This is a genomic window from Nocardia aurea, from assembly GCF_003123685.1.
Lineage (GTDB): Bacteria > Actinomycetota > Actinomycetes > Mycobacteriales > Mycobacteriaceae > Nocardia > Nocardia aurea.
Map to the genome: position 1 here is coordinate 1 of NZ_QCYJ01000152.1, position 3112 is coordinate 3112.

At 71.4% G+C, this 3112-nt stretch carries 4 protein-coding genes; 3 read left to right on the forward strand and 1 reads right to left on the reverse strand.

Annotation, left to right across the window (positions count from 1 at the left end; genetic code table 11):
• Positions 1–280: MaoC family dehydratase (locus tag DAT37_RS37785; protein WP_198654642.1), on the reverse strand; the 280-nt coding region annotated here is incomplete at its 3' end.
• Positions 281–403: 123 nt separating this feature from the next.
• Between DAT37_RS37785 and DAT37_RS37790 the strand changes: the two genes are divergently transcribed.
• The 3 genes from DAT37_RS37790 to DAT37_RS37800 all read left to right on the forward strand — a co-directional run.
• Positions 404–1633: an acyl-CoA dehydrogenase family protein gene (locus DAT37_RS37790; RefSeq protein WP_109529752.1), complete on the forward strand. Its 1230-nt coding sequence runs from the start codon at positions 404–406 to the stop codon at positions 1631–1633.
• Entirely contained in the window at positions 1630–2448 is an 819-nt protein-coding gene (locus tag DAT37_RS37795) for an SDR family oxidoreductase (protein ID WP_109529753.1), read from the forward strand. The genes DAT37_RS37790 and DAT37_RS37795 overlap by 4 nt, the downstream gene beginning before the upstream one ends.
• Before the next feature lie 67 nt (positions 2449–2515).
• On the forward strand, positions 2516–3112 hold a 597-nt coding region (locus tag DAT37_RS37800; RefSeq protein ID WP_157978888.1), incomplete at its 3' end, for a phosphotransferase family protein.

Sequence of the window (3112 nt, forward strand, 5' to 3'; positions counted from 1 at the left end):
TGAGGCCGTGGGCGAACCCCTCGAACGACAGGAGCGCGTACAGGAACGCGGACTCCAGCGAGAGGGTGTACAGCCCGTGCGCGATCGTGCTGCCGAGCGGGCCCGCCGCCGCACGCTCGGGGTCGACGTGGATCCACTGGTGATCGCCGGTGGCGTCGGCGAACGCGTCCACGCGCTCCTGGGTGACCTCGTGCCAGTCGGTCGGGCCGAGCTCCTTCCCGATGAGATCCCGGAGTTCGTCGAGGGAGCTCGGGGTGAGCGGGTAGGCGTTCTCCGGCATCGCGGCCTCCTTGACGCGGCGCGGGGCACGCCGCCCAGACTTGAACTTGAGATAGACTTCAACTATACAATGTTCGCACCCGTTAGCCGTCCACCGCCGCATCTGAATCGACAGGAGAACGCAGTGTCGATGTTCGAAACGTCTGACCGTGCGAAGAAGTACTCCGAGGAGCTCTTGGACTTCATGGGCAGCCACGTGTATCCGGCGGAGGCGGTGTACGAGGAACAGATGAGATCCTCCGATGACCCGCACTACCACCCGCCGGTCCTCGAGGAGCTCAAGGCCGAGGCGAAGCGGCGGGGCCTGTGGAACCTCTTCCACCCGCATCCGGAGTGGGGACCGGGGCTGTCCAACTTCGAGTACGCCCCGCTCGCGGAGATCATGGGCCGCAGCCCGCACCTGGCGCCCGAGGCGTGCAACTGCGGGGCGCCCGACACGGGCAACATGGAGGTGCTCACGCTCTTCGGCACCGACGAGCACAAGGAGAAGTGGCTCAAGCCGCTGCTCGACGGCACGATCCGGTCGGCGTTCGCGATGACCGAGCCGGGCGTGGCCAGCTCGGACGCGACGAACATCGAGTTGCGGATGGAGCGCGACGGCGACGAGTACGTCCTCAACGGGCGCAAGTGGTTCGCCTCCAACGCGATGCACAAGAACTGCAAGGTGCTCATCGTCATGGGCAAGACCGACCCGGGCGCCGCCACCCACCGCCAGCAGTCGATGATGGTCGTCCCCATCGACGCGCCCGGCGTCACCCTCGTGCGCAGCCTCCCGATCTACGGGTACGTCGACCGCGAGGGCCACGCTGAGATCGTCTTCACCGACGTGCGCGTCCCGGTCGGCGATGTGCTGCTCGGCGAGGGCGAAGGGTTCGCGATCAGCCAGGCCCGCCTCGGCCCGGGACGCATCCACCACTGCATGCGGGCGATCGGCACGGCCGAGCGCGCGCTGGAGCTGATGTGCACCCGGGCGCTGGCCCGTGAGACGTTCGGGCTGCCGGTCGCCGAGCGCTCCAACATCCAGGACTGGATCGCCGAGGCGCGCATCGAGATCGAGAAGTCGCGCCTGCTCACGCTCAAGGCCGCCTGGATGATGGACCAGGTCGGCAACAAGGCCGCCCGGATGGAGATCGCCGCGATCAAGGTCGACGCCCCGAACATGGCGCTCCAGGTCGTCGACCGCGCCATCCAGGTCCACGGCGGCGGCGGTGTCAGCAACGACTTCCCGCTCGCCTCGTTCTGGGCTCACCTCCGTACGCTGCGCCTCGCCGACGGGCCGGACGAGGTCCACAAGCGCACACTCGCCCGCCAGGAGCTCCGCAAGTACGCCGGGACGACGGAGAGCCGCCGATGACGGGCCCGGCCGGGCTGGCCGGCCGCACCGCGATCGTGACCGGCGCCTCGCGCGGCATCGGGCTGGGCGCGGCTGAGGCGCTCGCCGCCGCGGGCGCGAACGTCGTGTTGACCTCCCGCAGCACCAAGTCCGCCGAGGCCGCGGCCGAGAGCGTCAACGCGGCGGCGTCCCCGGGAGCCGGCACGGCCGTCGGCTTCGGCGCGCACGCGGTCGACGAGGAGGCCGCCCGCGCGTGCGTCGACTTCACGCTGGGGCGGTTCGGCAGCATCGACGTGCTGGTCAACAACGCGGGCACGAACCCGGCCTACGGGCCGCTCGTCGACGTCGACCACGCGCGGTTCGCGAAGACGTTCGACGTCAACGTGTGGGCCCCGCTGCTGTGGACCGGGCTGGCCGTACGCGCCTGGATGGGCGAGCACGGCGGCTCGGTGGTGAACACGGCCTCGATCGGCGGGATGTCCGCCGAGCCGAACCTCGGCGTGTACAACGCCACCAAGGCCGCGTTGATCCACCTGACCAAGCAGCAGGCGATCGAGCTGTCGCCGAAGGTCCGCGTCAACGCCGTCGCGCCGGGCGTCGTCCGCACCCGGCTCGCGGAGGCGCTGTGGAGGGAGCACGAGGACACGTTCAACGCCTCGTTGCCCCTCGGCCGGATCGGCGAGCCGCGTGACATCGGGGACGCGATCGCGTTCCTCGCCTCCGCCTCCGCGTCGTGGATCACCGGAGAGACGCTGGTGATCGACGGGGGAGCCCTGCTCGGCGTGGCGGTCTCTCCCGAGTCGGAGCGACGGCGAGAGGCGTCCGCCGGTGTCTAGGACAGCGGAGGCATCGGCGCGGCGAGCGGACGTTCCCGGCGTCGACGCCGCCGCGGTGCGCCGCTGGATGGCGGCACACGGCATCGACCCGGCAGGGGAGCTGTCGTTCGAACGGGTCGGGCTGGGACAGTCGAACCTCACCTACCGCCTCCGTGAGGGCGGCGGGCGCAGCTGGGTGCTGCGCCGCCCGCCGCTGGGCGAGCTGCTCGAGTCGGCGCACGACGTCGTCCGCGAGGCGCGGATCCTGGCGGCGCTGCGAGAGACCGGCGTGCCCGTGCCCGAGGTGCACGGGGTGCTACCGCCCGGGGCGGTCGGCGACGACGCGCCCGCGTTCCTCATGTCGTGGGTGGACGGGACGGTCCTCGACCGCATGGCGGTCGCCGAGGCGATACCACCCGTTCTGCGCCGCGCCGTCGGCCTATCGCTGGCGCGCACGCTCGCCGAGGTGCACGCCGTGGACCTCGACGCGACGGGCCTGTCCGGGCTGGCGAGCCACGCGCCGTACGCGCCGCGGCAGCTCAAGCGCTGGTCCCGGCAGTGGGAGCACTCGAAGACGCGGGAGCTCCCGGCGCTCGACGCGCTGACGCGGCGGCTGGCCGGCGCCGCCGGGCCCCAGCGCGAGACCACCCTCGTCCACGGCGACCCGCATCCGCAGAACGTCATC

Coding starts and splice junctions, on each gene's coding strand:
- DAT37_RS37795 (WP_109529753.1), top strand. CDS start 1,630: ATGACGGGCCCGGCCGGGCTGGCCGGCCGCACCGCGATCGTGACCGGC.